This window comes from Campylobacter sp. BCW_6461 (assembly GCF_001762735.1).
In the GTDB taxonomy this organism is placed as follows: domain Bacteria; phylum Campylobacterota; class Campylobacteria; order Campylobacterales; family Campylobacteraceae; genus Campylobacter_D; species Campylobacter_D jejuni.
In genome coordinates, this window is record NZ_MJXJ01000028.1 from 128,835 (window position 1) to 150,593 (window position 21,759).

The window sequence follows — 21,759 nt, forward strand, 5'->3', positions numbered from 1 at the left end:
AAAATTCAAGGAAATTTTATGTTTGAAGTAGTTATAGGTCTTGAAGTTCATACTCAGTTAAATACAAAAACAAAAATCTTTTGCTCATGTGCAACTTCTTTTGGAGAAGCTCCAAATACCAATGTTTGTCCCACTTGTTTGGCCTTACCAGGAGCTTTGCCTGTTTTAAATGAAGAGGCTGTAAAAAAAGCTATAGCTTTTGGAAAAGCTGTCAATGCAACAATTAATAAAAAAAGTGTTTTTAATCGTAAGAATTATTTTTATCCAGATTTACCTAAAGCCTATCAAATTTCACAATTTGATATCCCTATAGTAGAAAAGGGTGAGCTTTTTATCAATGTAAAGGGTGAAAATAAACGCATAGGTATTACAAGAGCACACTTAGAAGAAGATGCAGGTAAAAATATCCACGAAAATAATTTTTCTAAAGTGGACTTAAATCGTGCAGGAACTCCTTTGCTTGAGATTGTCAGCGAACCTGAGCTTAGAAGTAGCGATGAGGCAGTAGCTTATCTTAAAAAACTTCATTCTATTATACGCTTTTTAGACATTTCAGATGCAAATATGCAAGAAGGAAGTTTTAGATGCGATGCAAATGTTAGTATAAGACCTAAGGGCGATACAAAACTTTATACTAGAGTAGAGATTAAAAATCTTAATTCTTTTCGTTTTATCCAAAAAGCTATAGAATATGAGGTAAAAAGACAAAGTGAGGCTTGGGAAGATGGAACTTACGAACAAGAAGTAGTTCAAGAAACTAGACTTTTTGATACGACAAATTTAGTTACAAGAAGTATGCGTGGCAAAGAAGAAGCGGCAGAATATCGCTATTTTCCTGATCCTGATTTATTGCCTGTTTTATTAAAAGATGAGTTTTTGGATATTAAAATCCCTGAACTTCCTGATGAGAAGAAAGCACGCTTTATAGACGAGCTTGGTATAAAAGAAAGTGATGCTGAGGTTTTAATCAGTTCTTTAGAAATGAGTCGTTTTTTTGAAAGTCTTATTTCTCAAAATTTAAATCCTAAACTTTGTGTAAATTGGTTAAATACTGAACTTATGGGACTTTTAAAAGGAGAATTGACTATAGAAAATTCTCCCGTAGATGCTCAAAAGCTTGGAGTTTTAATTAAACGCATAGAAGATGGCACTATCAGTGCAAAAGCGGCTAAAGATGTTTTGGCTTTTGTATTTGAAAATACTAGCGTGGAAATTGATGAAGCTATAGAAAAGCTAGGACTTAAACAAGTAAGTGATGACTCAGCCATAGAAGCGGTGATTGAACAAATTTTAAATGCAAATGCCGATAAGGTTGCAGAGTATAAAAGTGGTAAAGAGAAGCTTTTTGGATTCTTTGTAGGTCAAACCATGAAAGAAGGCAAAGGAGCTTTTAATCCTGCAAAAGTAAATGAAATTTTAAAAACAAAGCTTGGTTGATGCGTATAGCGGTTATTGGTGCGGGAAAATGGGGCAGTGCTTTACATCTAGCCTTAAAAGAAAATCACAATTGTTTTATCAGTTCTTTGCATCAGCGTGATTTAGAAGATTTTGTTAGCATAAAAGAAGCTTTAGAATGTGAATATCTTGTTTTTGCTTTAAGTTCTCAAGGGATGCGTGCTTGGCTTAAAGAAAATTTCATCAACAAGGGACAAAAAATTTTAATTGCTTCAAAAGGCATAGAAGATCAAAGTTGTCAATTTTTAGATGAAATTTTTTTAGATTTTGTACCAAAAGAAAATTTTTGTGTTTTAAGCGGTCCTTCTTTTGCTGCTGAAGTGATGCAAAAACTTCCTACTGCTTTGATGATTAGTGGGATAAATCAAGAGCTTTGTAAAAAATTTGCAAGTTTTTTCCCTGATTTTATTAAAACTTATATTGATAATGATGTTCGTGGTGCTGAAATTTGTGGTGCTTATAAGAATGTTTTAGCAATTGCAAGTGGGATTAGTGATGGGTTAAAACTTGGTAATAATGCAAGAGCAGCACTGATTTCAAGAGGACTTATAGAAATGCATCGTTTTGGTAAATTTTTTGGCACTAAAGAAGAAACTTTTTTAGGATTGAGTGGGGCAGGGGATTTGTTTTTAACTGCAACGAGTGTTTTATCAAGAAATTATAGAGTGGGTTTAAAACTGGCGCAAAATCAAAAATTAGATAGTATTTTAGCCGAACTTAATGAAGTAGCAGAAGGTGTAAAAACTGCTTATGCTATAGAAAAACTAGCAAAAATGAAAGGAATTTATACACCTATTGTAAATGAAGTAGTGGCAATTTTTAAGGGTAAAAGCGTGCAAGAAGCAACGCAGAATTTATTAAAGCAAAATGATTAAGGAAAAATCATGATAATTAAAAATGCAAAAATTTATGGAGATTCTTTACAAGATATAGAGATTAAAGAAGGAAAAATTACCAATATTGGTTCTAATTTACAAGGCGAAGAAATTTTAGATGCTAAAGGTATGACTTTACTTCCATCTTTTGTGGATTTGTGTGTGAGTTTAAAAAACGATAAATTTTCTTTAGCTAATTTAGAGCTTTTAGAAAATGAGTGTCTAAAAGGAGGAATTTCTAGTATAGTTTTGCGTGATTGCATGGATTTTGATGAAGAAAGTTTTGCTTTATTTTTACAAAATTTAGCTCAAAGAAAGATGCAAATTTTTTCAAGTGTGCGGGTTAAGGATACAAACGGCAAGCTTAAAAATTTAGCCACTCTTTTAAATAAAGGTGCTTGTGCTCTAGAACTTGACAGCTCTTTAGATGCAAATACTTTAAAAGTAAGTTCACAATATGCTTTTATGAAAGACTCTCCAATTTTTGTGCGTTGTTATGATAAGGATTTTGATGATAATGGAGTGATGAATGATTGTGAAATGAGTTTTGAGCTAGGGCTTATAGGCATGAGTAAAATCGCTGAAACTAGCCAGATAGCTAAAATGAAAGAATTGGCTAAATTTTATAAAAATAAAGTTATTTTTGATCTTTTAAGTTTGAAAGATTCTTTAGTATTATTAGATGAAAAGGATTTAAAACTTGTAAGCATTCATCATCTTATCAAAGATGATAGTGCTTGTGAAGATTTTAATACGGCTGCGAAACTTATGCCACCTTTAAGAAGCAAAGAAGATGTTTTGGCTTTAAGAGAGGCTTTAAAAGAAGGAAAGATTAGCTTTTTAACTTCCCTGCATAGTGCAAAATCAATTTCTTTAAAAGATTTAGCTTTTGATGAAGCGGCTTTTGGAATTCATAGCGTATGCGAATTTATAAGTCTTTGTTATACTTTTTTAATCAAAGAAGGATTTTTAAATTGGCAAGAGCTTTGTCGATTTACAAGTAAAAATCCTAGTGAATTTTTAGGTTTAAATAGTGGAGTTATAGAAGTTGGCAAAGAAGCTAATCTAGTTCTTTTTGATGAGAATGAAGAAATTTTTGCTCCAAAAAGTTCTCTTTATTCTGAGGATAAACTTTTTGGAAAGATTAAGATGCATATAATTAAAGGAAAAAATATTTTAGAAAAATAAGCTTTACTTAAATTCCTAAAGATAGTTTAAATCCTAAAAATACAAGTGCTGCCATAATACCAGCGGCTGGTAAAGTGATAATCCAAGCCAATCCTATAGGCTTCATCATAATCCAATTTGCGTTTTTATTATACACTCCTATACCCAAGATAGCACCTATGAGTATATGGGTGGAGCTAACAGGAATTCCAAATTGTGTAGCTAAGAGTATAACTATGCTTGCACCAAGTTCTGCAGAAAATCCAGTAGTAGGCCGTATGGTTGCAAGTTTTGAACCCACTGTAGTAATCACTTCTTTACCTAAAAACCAAAGTCCTACAACTAGAGCAACTCCAAACATAGCTAAAGCAGCAAAAGGTACAGGAGAAGTCGCGTTAATTGTGCCGTTTTTTAAGACATCTAAAATCGCTGCAAAAGGACCTATAGCATTGGCTATATCATTGGCTCCGTGTGAAAATGCAAAACTAGAGGCTGTAAATATTTGAAACCATGAGAAAATTCTATCAGTAGTTTTATTAAGTTCTGTTTTTTTAACGATTTTGACTATAGCAAATGTTACAACATAACTTATAGTTCCTATAATTCCGATAATCCAAAAGTTTTGTAAAATATCCAAAGTGCTAACATTATTTAAACCTTTAAATAAAAACATTGCCGAAATGATAGCAGCAGCAATACAAGCAATGATTGGCATATGAGTTTTTAAAATAGAGTAAATATCTATATCTTTTTCTTGTTCTTTAAATTCCTTCATTTTATTTCTATAGAAATTATTTTCTTGTTCTTCTTCATCCAAAGCTATAGCGGAAAGTTCTTTGATTTGTTCTTCTTGGGATTTTGTTTTTAAATTTAAAAAATATTCTTCTTTGAATTTTTTTCTTTCTTTTTTGATATTTTTCAAATCATCATTTAGTTTTTCTGATGGTTTTAAAATTTTCTTATCAATATATGAATAAATAATATAAGCTACAATACCCCCTAAAAGAGGCGAAGCTACCCAAGAAATAGCTATTCTTAAAATTTCACTCCATTTAACCATAGAGAGTGTTTGGATTCCATCAAATTTTAAAAGCCCCATCATAATACTAGCACCTACAATCCCACCAACTATACTGTGTGTGGTTGATACAGGTAAGCCTTTCTTGGTTGCAATAAAAATCCAAACCCCAGAGCTTAAAAGTGCAGCAAGCATAATGATAACAAAAAGCATAGGATCTAAAGAATTTGGAAAAATAACAATACCGCTGCGTATGGTCTTAGTAACTTCTGCGCCTGCGAAGATTGCCCCGCTTAGCTCAAAAACAGCTGCTATAATTAAAGCTTGTTTAATGGTTACTGTTTTTGCGCCAACGCTTGTTCCAAAAGAATTGGCTACATCATTTCCACCTATATTAAATGCCATAAAAATGCCAAATATAGAAGCAAGAATAAAAAGAATCAATTGATGTTGCGAAATATAACCAAATCCCCAAATAACAAATGCGATAGTACTGATAATAAAAATAACAAAAGCTATGAGGTTGTCTTTTTGCATTAATAACCCTTTTTTATTTTAATTATACACTTATTTACTTTAAATTTGCTAATTTTATTTTTTAGTCTTTGTGGAATTTTTATTTATATTATTTTTTTATAATAAATACTTAAACAAGAAATAATAAGGAATATAAGAATAATGAGGGGTATTTTTTATATAATAGCATTGTTTTCTTTACTCAATGGCGATGAACTTACAGAGGCTTTAGCAAAAAATAATAATCAAAATTCTTGGGAGCACTTTGATTATAAAAATACCAAAGAAGCTCCAAAAATTCAAGAAGAGAATGTGGATTTTAAAAGCACTTTTGATAGCTTACTTTCAAAAACTTTAGAAAATAATAATGGTATAGATAAAACAGATGGGAATTTAGATTTTCAAAATGAAAATGTGCAGGTTAAAAATTTAAGTTCTCTTTATGAGGGGGAGAATAATTCTTTGCTTTTTCAAAAAGAACTTTTTGTGGCTCAAAATAATTATAATTACTCAGGGGGTTTAATCAATCGTTATGAAAAAGATGATTTTTTATTTGGAGTTAATGGTTTTATTGATAAACAAAAGGAACAAAAAGATACTAAAAGCTTTGGTACAGAGTTTGGTTATAGTAAATTTATAAAGGCTTATAGTAATTATTATATACCCAATGAAGCAGAAAAAAATTTACAGCTTGGAATGAGTTTTGTAATTCCAACTTATACCGCTTTTGCTTTTGATATAAGTAAGGATAATGATAAAACTAATTATCAAGTATCTTACTCTCCTTATAGTGTATTTAGTTTAAATTTATTGCGTCGTGATTATAGTGCAAGAGAGACTGTTGATGATACTGTTGTTCAAGTTGGATTTAGTTTTAATTTCAATGAAAGTTTTTTAAAGCAATTTAGAAAAAAAGATAATACTTTAGAGGAGGTTAATCGATATGATTTCCTCCAAAGAACTCATTAGTTCATTCCAGCATTATGAAATTTTTCTGGATTGTCCATAGCGTAGCGGAATTTTTCCCAATCAATTTGTTTATCCCAGATAGCAACGATTAAAGCTGCTACTGAATTTCCGCAAAGATTTCCAACCGCTCTCATTTCAGACATAAATTTATCAACACCTAAAAGAACACCTATAGCAGCTACTGGTAGAACTTGTGCTAAGGTTGCATTTGCTTCTGAAATTTCCATATTTCCTAGAGCCGCAAGCGTACTTCCAAGCACTATAAAACCTGATCCAGTTACACCTACTGCACCTTTTGAGGCTATCATTAATACTATTAAAATACTGATTTCGTGTGCTAAACTTAAATTTACATTGAAAGCTTGTGCTAGAAAGATTAAGCTCATAGCTAGATAAATATTTGTACAATCAAGATTAAAACTATATCCCGTTGGTAAAACAAGTCCGACTGTTGCTTTAGAAAGTCCTGCTTTTTCTAGTTTTCTCATTAAAGGAGCAAGTGCAGACTCGCTTGAACTGGTTGCAAAAACGATCAATACTTCTCTTGAGATAAATCTCATAAATTTGAAGATATTTACTTTTGCAAAATAACAAATCAGACCTAAGATTCCAAATATAAAAACAAGACATGAAATCAGCATTACTAAAAGTAAATATGCTAAGTTGATCAAAGAGCCAATTCCGTATTGAGCTATGAGTACAGCCATTGCTGAAAAGGCGGCAATAGGACTAAAATACATAATGATTTGTAGAATTTTAAAAACAAAATTTTGTACCACTTCAAAAACTCTTTGAATTGCCTGTTTGTCTTCTATTCTCATTAAAGAAATAATCAAAGCAGTAATTATAGCAATAACTAAAACTTGTATGGTTTTTCCTTCTGTAAAAGGTGTGATAATATCAGTAGGCATAGCATCTTTTAAAATATGCATAATCTCAGAGCTCGCACTTACTTCTGTGGTTTGAGAAATGTATTTTTGAACGCTTTTTGTATCAAGTTGACTTGGATCAAGATTCATTCCATGGCCTGGTTGCATAACATTTGCCATAAAAATACCTATAGCAAGTGCTAAAGTACTTACAACTTCAAAGTAAATAACCGCTTTAGCACCAATGCTACCTACTTTTTTTAAACTTTCAAGACTAATGATGCCCAAAACCAAAGTAACAAAAATAATAGGGCCTATAAGAACCTTTAAAGCACCTATAAAATAATCAACTCCTGGTTTGCTAGCAATGGCTAATTCTTTATCTGTATAGCCAAGTACAATACCTGTAATAATGCCTATAATCACCCAAAATCCAAGACTTTTGATAATACGTTTATATAAAGGCGGTTTTCTTTCAGCTAAAGTTTAACTTAAAGTTTCCAAGTTTATTCACTCCTTTTGATCTTTGTAAAATATAATTTTAACAATGTGTATCGTAAATTTTAACAAAAAAACAAATCTAGAAATACTTTCTTTTATATGATATGATAATTTTTTATATAAACGTTACAAAATTTCTCATTATTTGCATTATAAAATTTAAAATATTTTTGAAAATTTTATAATTTTGTAATTCAGTTTGCTTTTTGTTATTTATTATTGGTAATAATTCTATTTTTGATTTATTTGTTTTATTGGGATGTTTTAAATTATGGAAGAAATAGTTTTGTCTGAAAATGCTTTAATTACTTCTAAAACAGATCTTAAGGGGAATATCATTTATGCCAATAATGACTTTTTAAAATACGCAGGTTATAAAGTCGATGAGCTTTTATATAAATCTCATAATATAGTAAGACATGAAGATATGCCACGCACTGTATTTAAATGTCTTTGGGATTATATTCAAAAAGGAGATGAAATTTTTGCATTTGTGAAAAATAAATCCAAAGATGGTAATTTTTACTGGGTTTTTGCAAATGTAAGTGCTTCATTTGATGCTAATGGAGATATCATCAATTATTATTCTGTTCGTCGTGCACCCAATAGAAAATCTCTTTCTATAATTGAAGAAGTTTATAAAATTTTACTTGAAAAAGAGCAAAAATCAGGCATTAATGCTGGAGTTTCAGCTTTAATGGATATTGTAAATTCTTATAAAATGACTTATAATGAACTTATTTTTAACTTACAAGAAAATAACTAAATAAGATATATTTAATCTTTTTTATTGTATAATTTTCGCCTAAAAATTAAAGTAATATATTATTAAAGTATTGCTTTAATTTATGACTTCAAAAATTTTTAATAAAGGGATAAATTATGATGAAAAATGGATTATTATCAACTATTTTTCTAAGTGTTATCGGTGTTTTAGGTGTCATTTTTATTCATATTTTTGTTGGAGCGATAATTTTTGTTTTAATCGCTGTTTTAATGATTTATTTGCTTAGACAACACAAAGATGAGCAAATAATGATAGATAAACTTTTGGTTCTTTGTAGAGAGTTAAAAGAAGGAAATTTTGACAATAGAATTATCTATGTAAAAACAAAAAGCAAAAAATTAGCCGAAATAGCAGATAATCTTAACAATACTATTGATGGGCTAGAAGCTTACTTAAGGGAAATTAATACTTCTATTTCTTGTTCTCAAAAAGGTGAATTTTATCGCAAGGCTTTGCCTGAAGGTTTAAAAGGAATTTTTGCTCATAATATCGAATTTATAAATAAAGCTTTAGCAAACATAGAAGTGACAGCAAGATCTACTTTTAAAAATGCTTTATCAAGAACTTTAATGGATTTAAGCCTTGGAAATCAAAATAAAGACATGTCTCAAATTTCTAGCTCATTAAATCAAGATATTAGTATAATGAAAAATGTATATGATACAGTGGATGCCATTTCTCATACAGCTACAGAAAATGGTTCAGAAGTGGATTCTTTACAAAGTGCTATGGGTTCTTTAATGGATGTTGTAAATTCGAGCAAGGAGACAGTACAAACTTTTGTGGCTAATTCACAAAATATTACTTCAGTGGTTGAAGTAATACGCGATATAGCCGATCAAACCAATCTTCTAGCTTTAAATGCTGCTATTGAAGCTGCGCGTGCAGGAGAGCATGGTAGGGGCTTTGCGGTTGTGGCTGATGAAGTTAGAAAGTTAGCAGAAAGAACTCAAAGATCTACAAGCGAAATTTCTATTGCAATTCAGACTATGCAACAAGATTTTGTAAATATCCAAAGCGGCAGTGAGCAAGTTTTTAACATTGTTAGTGAATCTGAAGAAAGAATTAATAAATTTTCTCAAGCTTTTAAACGTCTAGAAGAAAATAGTAGTGCTCTTGGTGTTAATTTTGGATCCTTTGCAAAGAGATTGATTTTGTCTGTGGTTAAAATCGATCATATTCTTTATAAATCAAATATATATTTAAATTTAAATGGGGCTCAAAATTTCAATCTTGAAAGTGTAGATCCAATTTCTAATCTTTGTCAAGATGAGAGAGCTCAAGGTGTTATTAATGAGCTTAGTTCTGAAACTGAGTTAAATTTAGCTAAAGAATTTATAAAAGATAACGCTAAAAAAGCAATAGAAGAATCAAGTCAAGATTATATCGATCAAAAAGCTTATGATGCGATTGTAAATGATATTAAATCACTAGAGCAAAGAAGTGCTGAAATCTTAGCAAAATTAAAAATATAAATTAAGAGGGTGGGAAAATGTCAAGAGAAATTTTTTTACAAGAAGATAGTTTAATTACTTCTAAAACAGATTTAAAAGGTAAAATAGTTTATGCAAATGATGATTTTTTAAAGTATGCAGGTTATACCATGGGTGAAGTTTTAAATAAACCTCATAACATAGTAAGACATGAAGAGATGCCAAAAACTGTTTTTAAATATTTATGGGATTATATGAAAGAAGGCAAAGAAATTTTTGCTTACGTAAAAAATAAAACCAAAGATAACAATTACTATTGGGTTTTTGCAAATGTAACCCCATCAATAGATGTTAATAATAATATCATAGGCTATTATTCCGTTCGTCGTATGCCAAATAAAAGCGCTATTTCTACAATAGAAAGTCTTTATAGCGATCTTTTAAGAGCAGAACAGCAACAAGGCTTAAATAAGGGTGTTGAGATGCTTAAAAATTTCTGCAAAGATGCAGATAAAACTTATAATGAGCTAATCTTTTCTCTTCAAGAAGCTAAATAAATTTTTGTTAGACTTAAAACGAGTTTGTTTTAAGTCTAAGTATTATATAATCTTTCTTTTAAAAATTCACATTTTTCAAGGCAAAATATGTTTGATGTCATTGTTATAGGTGGTGGACATGCAGGTGTTGAAGCAAGTGCTGCTGCTGCTAGAATGGGTAAAAAAACCTTACTTTTAACTACATTGATTGAGCAAATAGGAGCGGCAAGTTGTAATCCAGCCATAGGTGGACTTGCTAAAGGGCATTTGGTAAAAGAACTTGATGCCATGGGTGGTCTTATGGGTGAAATCACCGATGAAGCAGGGATACAATTTCGCATTTTAAATGAAAGTAAGGGTGTAGCCGTTCAAGGAAGTAGGGCACAAATTGATATGGATAAATACCGTATCATTGCACGTAATAAACTTTTAAAACTTCCAAATTTAGAAATTTCTCAAGAACAAGCGAGTGTTTTAATCGTAGAAAATGATGAAGTTAAAGGCGTAAAAACAAATTTAGAAAATATATATTTTGCCAAAAAAGTCATCCTAACAACAGGAACTTTTTTAAATGGACTTATTCACGTAGGTGAAAATAAACTTCAAGCAGGAAGGGTAGGGGAGCTTGCTTCGGTAAATTTAGGAAATTATCTGCAAACTTTGGGTTTAAAAATGGGACGTTTAAAAACAGGAACTTGCCCAAGAGTAGATGCAAAAAGCATTGATTTTAGTGTGCTTGAAATTCAAGATGGTGATGTAAATCCTAAAGCTTTTAGTTTTCGTTCAAGAAATTTTAATCCTACTCAACTTCCTTGTTATATTGCACGCACTAATACAACTACACATGAGATTATTAAGAATAATTTTTATCGTGCTCCACTTTTTACGGGACAGATTGAAGGTGTGGGGCCAAGGTATTGTCCTTCTATAGAAGATAAGATCAATCGTTTTAGCGACAAAGAAAGTCATCATCTTTTTATAGAGCCTCAAACTATCGATGCGACGGAGTATTATATTAACGGTTTTTCTACTTCTTTACCTTATGAAGTACAAACTCAAATGTTGCGCTCTGTAAAAGGTTTTGAAAATGCTAAAATAACCCGTTTTGGTTATGCTATAGAATATGACTATATAGAGCCAACTGAACTTAAGCATACTTTAGAACTTAAAAAGATTAAAAATCTTTATTGTGCAGGACAGATTAATGGAACTACAGGTTATGAAGAGGCTGCAGCACAAGGCTTTATGGCGGGAATCAATGCAAGCTTAAGCATAGATATGAAAGAGCCTTTGATTTTAAGGCGTGATGAAGCTTATATAGGAGTTTTAATCGATGATTTAGTAGTAAAAGGTACAAAAGAACCTTATAGAATGTTTACTTCAAGAGCAGAATTTAGACTGCTTTTAAGGGAAGAAAATGCTATACTTAGACTTGGAAAATATGGCTATGATTTGGGGCTTTTAAGCGAGCAAGATTTTACTTATATACAAAATATCGCAAACAATCTTCAAAAAGGACTTGAATTTTTACTTTCTAAAGAATTCACGCCCAATAACCAAAACAATGCTTTTTTAGAGAGTTTGGGAGAAGATAAAATTTCTTCTATAGTCAATCTTCAAAAAATTGTCGCAAGAGCAAGTTTTGATATAGAAAAATTAAAAAAACTTGACCCTATATTTGAAACTATGGATCATTACTCCTTAAGAGAGATTTTAAATGAGGCAAAGTATTATCATTACATTAGTATGCAAAAAGCTCAAGTAGAAAAAATGAAAAATCTTAGTGAGCTTAAAATTCCTGAAAATTTTGATTTTAAAAGTGTAAGTGGTTTGAGTAATGAGGTTGTAGAAAAACTTAATCATCATAAACCGCCAACCATTTTTGCTGCAAGTCAAATCAGTGGAATCACTCCTGCAGCGTTAGATATTTTACAAATTTATATCAAAATGCAAAAGAAAAAAGTTTAAATGCTTGCTTTTTTTATTTTTTTATCTACTTTAGTTTTACTTTTTTGGCGTCCATGGAATTTACCTATTTGGGTATTTTCTAGCTTGGGGGCTTTTTTTGTTTTTATTTTTCAATTGGTAGATTTTAAAGATGCTTGTTTTGTTTTTTCTTTGGTTTGGGATAGTTCTTTAACTTTGGTTGGGTTGATTATCCTTTCTTTTAGCTTGGAAGCTTTGGGATTTTTTGATTTTATTGCGAGTAAAATTTTGTATTTTTCTAGAGAGAAAAATCAAGAAAAAATTTATATCAGTACAAAAAAAATGATGTTATTTTTGTTGATTTTTGTATTTTTTCTTTCTGCATTTTTTGCTAACGATGGAGCGATTTTAATCATTACACCTATTATTATAGCTTTATTTTCAACTCTTAAAGATTGTAAAAATCATGCTTTTATTTTAAGTTCTTTTTTACTTAGCCTTTCTTTTTTATGTGATGCAAGTTCAAACGCTTTGGTTATTTCAAATTTAACCAATATCATCACAGCAAATTATTTTAAGATAGAATTTTTAGAATTTGCTAAAAATATGTTTTTGCCAAATTTTTTTGTTTTGCTTTCTACTATAGTTACGGTTTTTGTGCTTTATGTGAGAGTTTTACCTAAAAGGCTTGAATTTAAATTAATCAAAAAAGAGCAAATTTCATTGAAATTGTTTTTTCTTTGCATAGTATTTTTATTTCTTTTTGTTATCAGTTTTTTTATAGGTGAAATTTTTAATATTAAAATAAGTTTTTTTGCTTTGGGCGGGAATTTTTTGGCTTATTATTTTAAAAATTCAAGGTAAAAAAAGTATTAAAATTCTTTTTGAAGCACCTTATGGAGTTTTGCTTTTTAGTTTTGGGCTTTATATGGTGGTTTTTGCTTTACATAAAATAGGTGTGAGTGAAATTTTGGTTAAAAGCTATGCTTTTTTGATGCAAGATAAGAGTGGAATTTTTGGTGTGGCTTTGATTTCAGCTTTTGGATCTTCTGTGTTTAATAATTTGCCTATGGTTTTAATCGGAGATTTGGCATTAAAAGAATATTTTGAGAATTTTTCTTTTGATTCTTTGATGATTTATGCACATCTTTTAGGTGTAAATATAGGTCCAAAACTTACGCCAATAGGTTCTTTAGCAACTTTGCTTTGGCTTGGAGTTTTGGCTAGAAAAGGCATTAATATTTCTTTTTGGCAATATTGTAAATTTGGCTTTTTGATAACTTTACCTGTGCTTGTTTTTTCTCTTTTTGCTCTTATTGTCTAAATATCAAAACTTGTTAAACAAAGAAAAAATTTATTTTAATTTCGATAAACTTTTAACTTGGTTAAAAAATAAAATCGAAAGGAGCAAGTTATGGCTACATCTGAGAGTAGACGAAGCTTTATGGGCTTTGCATTTGGAAGCGTAGCTGCTGTAGGCGGTGTTTTCTCACTTGTTGCGATGAAAAAAACTTGGGATCCGCTTCCAAGTGTTAAAGCTGCAGGTTTTACTACAGTAGATTTATCAGGAATGCAAGATGGAGAGCTTAGAACTATAGAATGGCGTAAAAAGCCTATTTTTATATTAAAAAAAGATGCGAGTATGCCAAAAGATGAAAAACGTGATGTTGTGGTAGATAACGCAGCTTATACTGTGGTTATAGGACTTTGTACGCATTTGGGTTGTATACCTGCTTACCAACCAAGTGAGCAATTGTTTAAATGCGCCTGTCATGGTGGAGAATTTGACACAAGTGGAAAAAATGTCTTTGGACCTCCTCCAAAGCCTCTTGAAATTCCTCCTTTTAAAATTGATGGAACCAAGCTTGTTTTAGGTGAAGAGGGTCCTGAATATAAAAAAATGATAGCGGAGGCTTAAGATGGCACAAATTAGAAAAGCTAATGGTCTTGTAGATTGGCTTGATCAAAGACTTGCGGTACATAAACTGCTTGATGTTTTAATGGTAAAGTATTGGATACCAAAGCAAATTAACTTTCTTTGGGCAATGGGGGTTATTTTAACCACTCTTTTTGCAGTGCTTTTTGTTACAGGACTTTTACTTGTGATGTATTATAAACCAGATACTGCACTTGCTTTTGATAGTGTGAATAAGACTATTATGCAAGAGGTGGACTATGGATGGCTTTGGCGTCACATGCATGGTGTTGCCGCTTCTGTTGTATTTTTGATTATATACATACATATGCTAACAGGAATTTATTACGGTTCTTATAAAAAAGGTCGTGAGATGATTTGGGTTAGCGGTATGCTTTTGTTTGTTGTATTTTCTGCTGAAGCTTTTAGCGGGTATATGCTTCCTTGGGGACAAATGAGTTATTGGGCAGCTCAAGTAATCACTAATCTTTTTGGAGGGATACCATTTATTGGCCCTGAACTTGTGATTTGGATTCGTGGAGATTATGCGGTTTCTGATCCAACTTTAACAAGATTTTTTATGCTTCATGTGTGCTTGCTTCCTATAGTTATCATTGCTATTATAGCATTTCACTTCTATTCTTTAAGAATTCCTCATGTTAATAATGAAATTTCTGAAGAACTTGACTTTGATTTAGAGGCTGAAAAATACATGGCAGGTGACACAAAGGGTTCTAAAGTGATTCCTTTTTGGCCAGGATTTTTATCAAAAGATTTTATGTATATAAGCTTTTTTATGATTTTCTTCTTTTATTTGGTCTGTTTTAAATTTGAATTTGCAATGGATCCAATTAATTTTGATCCAGCTAATGCGCTTAAAACACCAGCTCATATTTATCCTGAGTGGTATTTCTTATGGAGTTATGAAGTTTTAAGAGGATTTTTCTTTGATATTGCAGGTATTAAAGCTTTTGATATAGGTTTGGCTGCATTTGGTATTGCTCAAGTGATTTTCTTCTTACTTCCTTGGCTTGATAGAAGTGATGTGGTAAAACCAGCTCATGAAAGACCTTTATTTTTCATTTGGTTTTGGATATTGCTTATTGATTTAATTGTTTTAACTGTTTATGGAAAATTACCTCCAACAGGTGTAAATGCTTGGGTAGGATTTTACGCTTCTATAGTATTTTTACTTTTACTTATTGTAGTTTTACCGGTTATTACTATTATGGAGAGAAAAGGAGCTAAACAATGAGAGAAATAAAAATATTTTTAGTTGTAGTAGTTTTTACTGCACTTGTATATTGGGGGGTAGAGCCTTATGCTCATTCAGTGATGAAGCCTCATGTTGCTCCTGCAAATTTTGATTTTGCTGTTGAAGATACTACTTTTGCAAAAGGTATAGTTGAAGCTAAAGAATTAGCTCTAAAAGATGCACAAGCTTCAGGAGATGCTAAAAGAATAGAGAGTGCAAACAAAGAACTTGAAAAAGCAAAAGAAGAATTAAGCAAGGTTGAAACACTTTGGGCAGATGTTGCAAAGATCGATTTTGCTAAGGGTGATGCAAAAAAAGGTAAAGAATTTTTTGAAAATAACTGTTTTGCATGTCATGGTGTAAAAGAAGATGGAATAGCAGCTAATATTACTGATTCTTCTATGGGAGTAATACCGCCTGATCTTAGTGCAGCTGGTGCTATTTTTGATGAAAAATTTTTAGCAGCTTTGATTATGCATCCTGCGCTTGCTTTAAAAGTAGATCATAAATTTGGTGATGCTTTTATTATGACAGCTTACAATAAAGATACTTCAGGAGAAAGTGAAGAAGCTACAAATGCAAATATAGCCAATGTAATTGCTTATCTTAAAGATGTGAGTGTTAAATTTGAAGCCAATGAAGATGCTACTATTAAGAAAGATGTTGAGGCGAAATATGCTAAAATGGAAAATAGTGCTCAAAAAGCAGCTTTAATGGAAAAAGATATAAAATTTGCTAAAGATAAAGCAACTTTTATTGAGGCTTGCGGACGTTGTCATGATATGAAATACGATAGCTTTTTTACTCCATCAAATCAAAATGATTTAAAAACTTATTTAGGTTCTGTTCCACCTGATCTTTCTATGATGATAAGATCTCGTGGTGAGCAATATTTACATGATTTTATTAATAATACTCAAAAACTTCTTCCAGGAACCGCTATGCCAAGAGTAGGTTTAACAGAAGCTGCACAGGCTAAGGTTGTATCTTATATTGATCAAGTGGGTGATAGTAAAAAAGAAGAAAGAAAAACTACAGGAATTTATGTAATGATATTCTTTGTAATTTTAAGTATTTTTGCTATAGGTTGGAAGCGTTCTGTTTGGTCTAAATTACATTAGTATTATAAAATTTTTGCCACTATTTTATATCTGTGGCAAAAATTCTATCTTTTCTTCAATTTTATCAAATTTTAAACATAATTAAGAGATACTATCAAATAATAATTTTTATTAGTTGGAGTATGTCATGCTTGAAAAACAAATGATTAAATTTATTCTTTCAAAATGGAATTATGGAAATTTTAGAATTGTATTTTGGGATCAAGAAGAATTTCATGTGGGTAATCAGCCTGCTAAATTTTCTTTAATTTTCAAAGAAAAAATACCTTTTTTAAAATTATTTAGTGATACGAGTTTAGTTTTTGCAAAACATTATATGGAGTCTAAACTAGAAATAGAAGGTGATTATGATGAAATAGCTAAAGTTTTGTATTATTTTTCAAATAAGCGTTTTTTAAAAAATACAGAGGATATCTTGAGTAAAATAGCCCAAAAACAGGAAAGTAAAAATATCAAAAGTCATTATGATATAGGTAATGATTTTTATAAGCTTTGGCTTGATGATACTATGAGCTATTCTTGCGCTTATTTTAAAGAGCCTAATAATACTCTTTATGAAGCTCAAATTAACAAAATAGAACATACTCTTAAAAAACTTGATTTAAAAGAAGGAGAAAAGCTTTTAGATATAGGTTGTGGCTGGGGTTGGCTTTCTATTATGGCGGCTCAAAAGTATGGAGTTAAGGTTGTTGGAATTACTATTTCAGAGGAGCAGTGTAAAAAAGCTAAGGAAAGAGTAAAAGAACTTGGTCTTGAAGATAAAATAGAAATAAGACTTCAAAATTATCAAGATTTAGAATTTGAAAATTATTTTGATAAAGTTGTTTCTGTGGGTATGTTTGAACATGTAGGCAAAGAGAATTTAGGACTTTATTTCATGAAAGTAAAACAAGTGTTAAAACCTGGAGGTTCTATGCTTTTACATTCTATTTTAGCCATGTTTGAAGGAAAAACAAATGCTTGGATAGATAAATATATTTTTCCAGGAGGATATTTACCTTCTTTAAGAGAGGTTGTAAGTGCTATGAGTGAGTGGGATTTTCATCTTCTTTTAGCAGAAAGTTTAAGAATGCACTATGCAAAAACTTTAGATTTATGGGATGAAAATTTTAACGAAGTATTGGACAAGGTAAGGGAAAAATATGATGAAGAATTTATAAGAATGTGGGATTTGTACCTTCGTTCTTGTGCCTCTGCTTTTCGTGTTGGAAGCGTGGATTTGTTTCAATTTTTAATCACAAAAGAAATCAATAATAATCTAAGTCTTACCAAGGACTACATATATAAGTAAAAACTAAACTTAAATTTGATAAAATCTTAGCTTCATTTCACACGCATCAATCCTTTTTAGCTTGTGTAAATTAAGGGATGTGGAGGAATAAAGCTAAATTTATAAGGAGAAACTCATGGTTAGTATGAGAGATTTATTAGAATGCGGTGTGCATTTTGGACACCAAACAAGACGCTGGAATCCAAAGATGAAAAAATTCATTTTTGGCGAGAGAAAAGGTATTTATGTAATTGATTTACAAAAAACTTTAAGATATTTTAGATATACCTATAATATCGTTCGTGACGCTGCTGCCGAAGGAAAAACTATACTTTTTGTCGGGACAAAAAAACAAGCAGGTGGAGCGATTAAAGAATACGCTGAAAAATGCGGTATGCCTTATGTAAATCATAGATGGCTTGGCGGTATGATGACAAATTTTGGTACCATTCGCCAATCAATTAGAAAATTAGAAGTAATTGAAAAAATGGAAGAAGATGGAAGTATTAAACTTTTAACTAAAAAAGAAGCTTTAATGCTTACAAGAAAAAAAGAAAAATTATTAGCTTATTTGGGTGGAATTCGTTATATGAAAACTCAACCTGATATGATTTTTGTTATTGACACAGTAAAAGAAAAAATTGCTGTTCAAGAAGCAAATAGATTAAGAATTCCTGTTGTAGCTCCACTAGATACAAACTGCGATCCTGACTTGGTAACTTATCCTATTCCAGGAAATGATGATGCAATTCGTTCAGTGCAACTTTTCTGCCAAGAAATGGCTGAAGCGATTAATGAAGGAAAAGCTTTAAGAGAACAAGATGGCGAAGCTTTAGCAAATGAAGAAAAAGAAATCACCGATGAAGAGAAAAAAGAAGTTTTAGATGAAGCGATGAGCGAAGAAGACTTCGGTGAGGAGCAAGAATAATGGCTGAAATTACTGCTGCAATGGTAAAAGAACTCCGCGAAAGTACAGGCGCGGGGATGATGGATTGTAAAAATGCTTTGAGTGAAACTAATGGAGATTTTGATAAAGCAGTACAACTTTTAAGAGAAAAAGGTTTAGGTAAGGCTGCTAAAAAAGCAGATAGACTTGCTGCAGAAGGTTTAGTAAGTGTAAAAGTAAGTGATGATTTTACAAGCGCAACTGTAAGTGAGATTAATTCCGAAACAGATTTTGTGGCAAAAAATGATCAGTTTATCGCTTTAACAAAAGATACTACAGCTCATATTCAAAGCAATAGCTTGCAAAGTGTGGAAGAGCTTCACTCAAGTACGATTAATGGTGTAAAGTTTGAAGAATATTTAAAAAGTCAAATTGCAACTATAGGAGAAAACCTAGTTGTAAGAAGATTTGCAACTTTAAAAGCAGGTGCTAACGGCGTTGTAAATGGTTATATCCATACAAATGGCCGTGTGGGCGTTGTGATCGCTGCAGCTTGTGATAGCACTGAAGTGGCTTCAAAATCAAGAGATTTGTTAAGACAAATTTGTATGCATATTGCAGCAATGAGACCAAGTTATTTAAGTTATGAAGATTTGGATATGACTTTTGTTGAAAATGAATACAAAGCTTTGGTTGCTGAACTTGAAAAAGAAAATGAAGAAAGACGCAGACTGAAAGATCCAAATAAACCTGAACATAAAATTCCTCAATTTGCAAGTCGCAAACAATTAAGCGATGCAATTTTAAAAGAAGCTGAAGAAAAAATCAAAGAAGAACTTAAAGCTCAAGGTAAACCTGAAAAAATTTGGGATAATATCATTCCAGGTAAAATGAATAGCTTTATAGCCGATAATTCTCAACTCGATAGCAAACTTACTTTAATGGGTCAGTTTTATGTACTGGATGACAAAAAAACTGTAGAACAAGTAATTGCCGAAAAAGAAAAAGAATTTGGTGGAAAAATTAAAATTGTAGAATTTATTTGCTTTGAAGTTGGTGAAGGTTTAGAAAAGAAAACTGAAGATTTTGCGGCTGAAGTTGCTGCACAACTTTAAAAACGGTTAAAAATGGAACTCTTAAGAGCGGAAAATTTAAGCCATAGTTTTGATTATCCGCTTTTTGAGGGTTTAAATCTTACTTTAAATACTAAAGATTGCATTGCTATTCAAGGGAGTAGCGGTTGTGGTAAATCTACTCTTTTGCATATACTTTCTTCTTTATTAATTCCAAAAAAAGGTGAAGTTTTTTTTAAAGGTTCTAATCTTTATCAGATGGATGAAAACGAAAGATTAAAAATTCGCCGCTATGATTTTGGTATTATTTTTCAGACACATTATCTTTTTAAAGGTTTTTCAGCTTTAGAAAATATCGAACTTGCTAGTGTTTTATCGGGTCAAGATTTAGATGAGAAAATTTTAAAAAGGTTAGGTATTGATACACTTTTGCATCAAAAAATAGGAAAGCTTAGCGGCGGACAACAACAGCGTGTGAGTATCGCACGTGTGCTTTGTAAAAAACCAAAGATTATTTTTGCTGATGAAGCAACTGGAAATTTGGATTTTGATAATGCTAAAAATGTTATCGAACTTTTAATTTCTTATGTTAAAGAAAATGATGCGGCTTTATTTTTTGTAACTCACGATAGTAAGCTCGCAAGTTTTTGTGATAAAATTTATACTATAAACGTCAATGGAATTTGTTAATTATTTAGGCGATAAAAATGTTGTAACTTTTATGTTGCTTCTTGCTAGAATGAGTGGTCTTATAGTTTTTTTTCCTTTTTTTTCACATAATTCTATTCCTATGGTAATAAAAAGTACTATAGTTTTATTTTTGACTATGTATTTATATCCTTTGGCTAGATTAGAATCTTTGCATTTAGATAGTTTTTTTGTTTTACAGCTTATTAGTGAAGTGATTTTTGGAATGATAGCAGGATTAATGCTTCAAATTATTTTTGCTATTATTATGATGGCAGGTGAGCAGATTGCTTTTACTATGGGATTTACTATGGCAAGTATATTAGATCCAAGTTCTGGAACGAGTATGCCTATTACGGCACAAATTTTAAATTTACTTGCTTTGATGTTTTTTCTTGCTTTTGATGGCCATCATTTAATGCTTTTGTTTTTAAGTCATTCTTTGGGTTATATTAGTTTAGGTGGATTTTATCCGCATGAGAATTTAATGCATTATTTAAATATGGGTATGTTTAATATTTTCATCATAGGTTTTACTATGAGCTTTCCTATACTTGGAATTTCACTTTTAGCCGATGTTATTTTTGGACTTTTGATGAAAACAATGCCACAATTTAATCTTTTAGTTATTGGCTATCCTATAAAGATAGCTCTAGGTTTTGTAGTTTTGATTGCTATTTTACTAGTTATGATGCAATATTTTAAAAATTTAATTTTAGAACTTTTTACTCATATGCAAACTCTTTTTTTCTCCTAAGGAAAGGATAAATGAAATTATCGTAAAATAGCGATTATTTTTTAAGGATTAAAGTGATGAAAATTTTACTTTTAAATGAAAACCCTGTAGTTTCAAGACTTGTAAGCCTTAGTGCTAAAAAAATGTCTTATGATTTTGAAGAACTTAATGCTTATAGTGAAAATTTGGGTAATTATGATGTGATTGTTGTAGATAGTGATACTCCAGCACCTTTAAAAATTCTTAAAGAAAAATGCGATAGATTGATTTTTTTAGCCCCGCGAAATCAAAATGTAGAAGATATAGATGCGCAAATTTTACAAAAACCTTTTTTACCTACAGATTTTTTAAATTTACTTAATAATAAAGATGCGAACAAGCATACATCTATTGATTTGCCAATGTTAAGCAATGATGAAAATCCTTATGCTGATATAAGCTTGGATTTAGATAATTTAAATTTAGATGATTTGCCTGATGAAAATTCTTTAGATATAAATTCAGAGGGAATGGAAGATTTGAGTTTTGATGATGATGCTCAAGATGATAATGCAAACAAAACTTTAGAAACTCAAAATTTAGAACATGACAATTTAGAACAAGAAACAATTAAAGAACAGACTCAAGAAGACACTCAAACTGATTTAGATTTAACTTTAGAAGATAGTGAAAGCGAAAAAGAAGACTTAAGCCAAGAACATACAGCTTTGGATACTGAGCCTAGTTTAGATGAGCTAGATGATAAAAATGATGAAGATTTAGAA

The 21,759-nt window shown here is 30.9% G+C and carries 18 protein-coding genes and 2 pseudogenes; 18 read left to right on the forward strand and 2 right to left on the reverse strand.

Annotated features, from left to right (window positions below; genetic code table 11):
• Positions 1-18 precede the first annotated feature (18 nt).
• The 3 genes from gatB to AJ882_RS09040 are packed head-to-tail and all read left to right on the forward strand — an operon-like array spanning position 19 to position 3,518.
• On the forward strand, positions 19-1,437 hold the full coding sequence (gene gatB, locus AJ882_RS09030) for an Asp-tRNA(Asn)/Glu-tRNA(Gln) amidotransferase subunit GatB (RefSeq protein ID WP_002867377.1): 1,419 nt from the start codon (positions 19-21) through the stop codon (positions 1,435-1,437).
• Positions 1,434-2,330 (forward strand): NAD(P)H-dependent glycerol-3-phosphate dehydrogenase, encoded by an 897-nt coding sequence (locus tag AJ882_RS09035; RefSeq protein WP_002859277.1) that lies wholly within the window; start codon positions 1,434-1,436, stop codon positions 2,328-2,330. Before gatB ends, AJ882_RS09035 begins: the two co-directional genes overlap by 4 nt.
• Before the next feature lie 9 nt (positions 2,331-2,339).
• A complete protein-coding gene (locus tag AJ882_RS09040) occupies positions 2,340-3,518 on the forward strand; it encodes a metal-dependent hydrolase (RefSeq protein WP_002856548.1) in 1,179 nt (392 codons plus the stop codon).
• Between the two features lie 7 nt (positions 3,519-3,525).
• Here AJ882_RS09040 and AJ882_RS09045 read toward each other — a convergent pair whose 3' ends face one another.
• On the reverse strand, positions 3,526-5,052 hold the full coding sequence (locus AJ882_RS09045; RefSeq protein ID WP_002867379.1) for an inorganic phosphate transporter: 1,527 nt from the start codon (positions 5,050-5,052) through the stop codon (positions 3,526-3,528).
• 141 nt (positions 5,053-5,193) lie between these two features.
• Between AJ882_RS09045 and AJ882_RS09050 the strand changes: the two genes are divergently transcribed.
• On the forward strand, positions 5,194-6,000 hold the full coding sequence (locus tag AJ882_RS09050; protein ID WP_002860429.1) for an inverse autotransporter beta domain-containing protein: 807 nt from the start codon (positions 5,194-5,196) through the stop codon (positions 5,998-6,000).
• On the opposite strand, the gene AJ882_RS09055 is transcribed toward AJ882_RS09050, so the two are convergent.
• A complete protein-coding gene (locus AJ882_RS09055; protein ID WP_050552352.1) occupies positions 5,997-7,319 on the reverse strand; it encodes a cation:dicarboxylate symporter family transporter in 1,323 nt (440 codons plus the stop codon). The two genes, AJ882_RS09050 and AJ882_RS09055, sit on opposite strands and share 4 nt — an antisense overlap.
• A gap of 322 nt (positions 7,320-7,641) precedes the next feature.
• On the opposite strand from AJ882_RS09055, the gene cetC reads away from it, so the two are divergent.
• From cetC to AJ882_RS09125, 14 genes and pseudogenes are all read left to right on the forward strand, one after another.
• Complete coding sequence (gene cetC, locus AJ882_RS09060; RefSeq protein WP_011049897.1) at positions 7,642-8,136, forward strand: energy taxis response protein CetC; 495 nt, start codon at positions 7,642-7,644, stop codon at positions 8,134-8,136.
• Positions 8,137-8,885: 749 nt separating this feature from the next.
• Entirely contained in the window at positions 8,886-9,632 is a 747-nt protein-coding gene (locus AJ882_RS09750; protein ID WP_370300590.1) for a methyl-accepting chemotaxis protein, read from the forward strand.
• Positions 9,633-9,649: 17 nt separating this feature from the next.
• Positions 9,650-10,147: a bipartate energy taxis response protein CetB gene (gene cetB / locus AJ882_RS09070; RefSeq protein ID WP_002777340.1), complete on the forward strand. Its 498-nt coding sequence runs from the start codon at positions 9,650-9,652 to the stop codon at positions 10,145-10,147.
• Between the two features lie 87 nt (positions 10,148-10,234).
• Complete coding sequence (mnmG, locus tag AJ882_RS09075) at positions 10,235-12,094, forward strand: tRNA uridine-5-carboxymethylaminomethyl(34) synthesis enzyme MnmG (protein WP_011049896.1); 1,860 nt, start codon at positions 10,235-10,237, stop codon at positions 12,092-12,094.
• A pseudogene (locus tag AJ882_RS09080) lies at positions 12,095-13,376 on the forward strand (arsenic transporter).
• Between the two features lie 90 nt (positions 13,377-13,466).
• Entirely contained in the window at positions 13,467-13,970 is a 504-nt protein-coding gene (gene petA, locus AJ882_RS09085) for a ubiquinol-cytochrome c reductase iron-sulfur subunit (protein ID WP_002852880.1), read from the forward strand.
• 1 nt (position 13,971) lies between these two features.
• Positions 13,972-15,222, forward strand: a complete 1,251-nt coding sequence (locus AJ882_RS09090) for a cytochrome b (protein ID WP_002852758.1) — start codon at positions 13,972-13,974, stop codon at positions 15,220-15,222.
• The gene (locus AJ882_RS09095; protein ID WP_002852693.1) at positions 15,219-16,343 is read left to right on the forward strand and encodes a cytochrome c1; all 1,125 of its coding nucleotides are present in this window, start codon (positions 15,219-15,221) and stop codon (positions 16,341-16,343) included. The genes AJ882_RS09090 and AJ882_RS09095 overlap by 4 nt, the downstream gene beginning before the upstream one ends.
• A gap of 127 nt (positions 16,344-16,470) precedes the next feature.
• On the forward strand, positions 16,471-17,634 hold the full coding sequence (locus AJ882_RS09100; protein WP_002858137.1) for an SAM-dependent methyltransferase: 1,164 nt from the start codon (positions 16,471-16,473) through the stop codon (positions 17,632-17,634).
• A gap of 115 nt (positions 17,635-17,749) precedes the next feature.
• Entirely contained in the window at positions 17,750-18,541 is a 792-nt protein-coding gene (rpsB, locus tag AJ882_RS09105) for a 30S ribosomal protein S2 (protein ID WP_002853455.1), read from the forward strand.
• Positions 18,541-19,614, forward strand: a complete 1,074-nt coding sequence (gene tsf / locus AJ882_RS09110; RefSeq protein WP_002859268.1) for a translation elongation factor Ts — start codon at positions 18,541-18,543, stop codon at positions 19,612-19,614. Before rpsB ends, tsf begins: the two co-directional genes overlap by 1 nt.
• Before the next feature lie 12 nt (positions 19,615-19,626).
• Positions 19,627-20,262 carry an ABC transporter ATP-binding protein gene (locus tag AJ882_RS09115; RefSeq protein WP_002867385.1) on the forward strand — a complete coding sequence of 212 codons (636 nt, stop codon included), beginning with the start codon at positions 19,627-19,629 and terminating at the stop codon, positions 20,260-20,262.
• Positions 20,249-21,016, forward strand: a complete 768-nt coding sequence (fliR, locus tag AJ882_RS09120) for a flagellar biosynthetic protein FliR (protein ID WP_002859266.1) — start codon at positions 20,249-20,251, stop codon at positions 21,014-21,016. The genes AJ882_RS09115 and fliR overlap by 14 nt, the downstream gene beginning before the upstream one ends.
• Positions 21,017-21,072: 56 nt before the next feature.
• A pseudogene (locus AJ882_RS09125) lies at positions 21,073-21,759 on the forward strand (highly acidic protein); the annotation flags it as partial.

Coding starts and splice junctions, on each gene's coding strand:
- AJ882_RS09090 (WP_002852758.1), top strand. CDS start 13,972: ATGGCACAAATTAGAAAAGCTAATGGTCTTGTAGATTGGCTTGATCAA.
- petA (WP_002852880.1), top strand. CDS start 13,467: ATGGCTACATCTGAGAGTAGACGAAGCTTTATGGGCTTTGCATTTGGA.
- AJ882_RS09040 (WP_002856548.1), top strand. CDS start 2,340: ATGATAATTAAAAATGCAAAAATTTATGGAGATTCTTTACAAGATATA.
- AJ882_RS09095 (WP_002852693.1), top strand. CDS start 15,219: ATGAGAGAAATAAAAATATTTTTAGTTGTAGTAGTTTTTACTGCACTT.
- gatB (WP_002867377.1), top strand. CDS start 19: ATGTTTGAAGTAGTTATAGGTCTTGAAGTTCATACTCAGTTAAATACA.
- AJ882_RS09115 (WP_002867385.1), top strand. CDS start 19,627: ATGGAACTCTTAAGAGCGGAAAATTTAAGCCATAGTTTTGATTATCCG.
- tsf (WP_002859268.1), top strand. CDS start 18,541: ATGGCTGAAATTACTGCTGCAATGGTAAAAGAACTCCGCGAAAGTACA.
- cetC (WP_011049897.1), top strand. CDS start 7,642: ATGGAAGAAATAGTTTTGTCTGAAAATGCTTTAATTACTTCTAAAACA.
- fliR (WP_002859266.1), top strand. CDS start 20,249: ATGGAATTTGTTAATTATTTAGGCGATAAAAATGTTGTAACTTTTATG.
- cetB (WP_002777340.1), top strand. CDS start 9,650: ATGTCAAGAGAAATTTTTTTACAAGAAGATAGTTTAATTACTTCTAAA.
- mnmG (WP_011049896.1), top strand. CDS start 10,235: ATGTTTGATGTCATTGTTATAGGTGGTGGACATGCAGGTGTTGAAGCA.
- AJ882_RS09750 (WP_370300590.1), top strand. CDS start 8,886: ATGGGTTCTTTAATGGATGTTGTAAATTCGAGCAAGGAGACAGTACAA.
- AJ882_RS09050 (WP_002860429.1), top strand. CDS start 5,194: ATGAGGGGTATTTTTTATATAATAGCATTGTTTTCTTTACTCAATGGC.
- rpsB (WP_002853455.1), top strand. CDS start 17,750: ATGGTTAGTATGAGAGATTTATTAGAATGCGGTGTGCATTTTGGACAC.
- AJ882_RS09045 (WP_002867379.1), bottom strand. CDS start 5,052: ATGCAAAAAGACAACCTCATAGCTTTTGTTATTTTTATTATCAGTACT.
- AJ882_RS09100 (WP_002858137.1), top strand. CDS start 16,471: ATGCTTGAAAAACAAATGATTAAATTTATTCTTTCAAAATGGAATTAT.